1 protein-coding gene and 1 pseudogene are annotated in these 1053 nt (G+C 72.5%); both read left to right on the forward strand.

The window, feature by feature from the left end; genetic code table 11:
• Window positions 1-724: HlyD family secretion protein (locus G3O00_RS42800; RefSeq protein ID WP_206146607.1), on the forward strand; the 724-nt coding region annotated here is incomplete at its 5' end.
• Window positions 721-1053: pseudogene (locus tag G3O00_RS42805) on the forward strand (TolC family protein); the annotation flags it as partial. The gene G3O00_RS42800 and the pseudogene G3O00_RS42805, both read left to right, overlap by 4 nt.

Genomic DNA, 1053 nt, shown 5'->3' on the forward strand with positions numbered 1-1053 from the left:
TCAGGCGCGCGCCGCGCTGCGCGCCGACGATGCGGCCGTGCAATTCTCGCAGGCCAACGATGCCCGCTACCGCGACTTGGCCGACAACGGCGCCGGTACCACGCAGGAGCAGCAACGCGCGGCCAGCACGCTGGCCGGGCAACTGGCGAAACGCGCCGGCGACGCGGCCGCGCTGGCGTCGATCAGCCAGAACCTCGCCGTGCTGCGCGCCCGGCGCGACCAGGCAAGCGGCGCACTGGCCCGCGCCGAGGCTGCGCTCGAACAGGCGAAGCTGAACCTGTCCTACACGGAAGTCCGTGCGCCCGTCGACGGCAAGGTGGGCCGCCGCACCGCGCGGGTCGGCGCCTTCGTCACACCCGGCGCGCCGCTGCTCGCGATCGTGCCGCTCGCCGATGCGTACGTGATCGCGAATTTCCAGGAGAACCAGATCGGTGCGATGCATCCGGGCGACCGCGTGCGCATCCGCGTCGACAGCCTGCCGGGTGTCAGCATCGCGGGCCATGTCGCGAGCCTCGCGCCGGCCACCGGCGTGAGCTTCGCACCGATCGCCCCCGACAACGCCACCGGCAATTTCACGAAGGTCGTGCAGCGCGTGCCGGTCAAGATCGCCATCGACGGACCGCGCGAGCAGGCCGCCGCGCTGAGCGTGGGGTTGTCCGTCGAAGCGAGCGTCGACACCGGCGCGCATCGCGAGACCGGGAACGAGCGGGAGACGCAACGATGAACCCCATTCGCATCCTGCGCGCGGCGACGCTTGCGCTCATCGCCGGCGCCGCGCTGACGGCCTGCACCATGGGGCCGAACTTCGAGGCGCCGACGAGCACGGTGCCACCGGTGTTCGAACGCACGCACACCCTGCAGGCCGCCAGCCAGCCCGTCGAGGCCGCCTTCAACGCCGACTGGTGGACCCTGTTCGACGACCCCGTGCTGAATACGCTCGAACAACGCCTGGCCGATGCCAATCTCGACGTCGCGGCCGCGTCGGCGCGGCTGCGACAGAGCCGGGCCGAACGGCGCGTCGCCGGCGCGGCCGAGCTGCCGACGCTCGCCGCG

The organism is Burkholderia sp. Ac-20384 (genome assembly GCF_017104605.1).
Classification (GTDB): domain Bacteria; phylum Pseudomonadota; class Gammaproteobacteria; order Burkholderiales; family Burkholderiaceae; genus Burkholderia; species Burkholderia lata.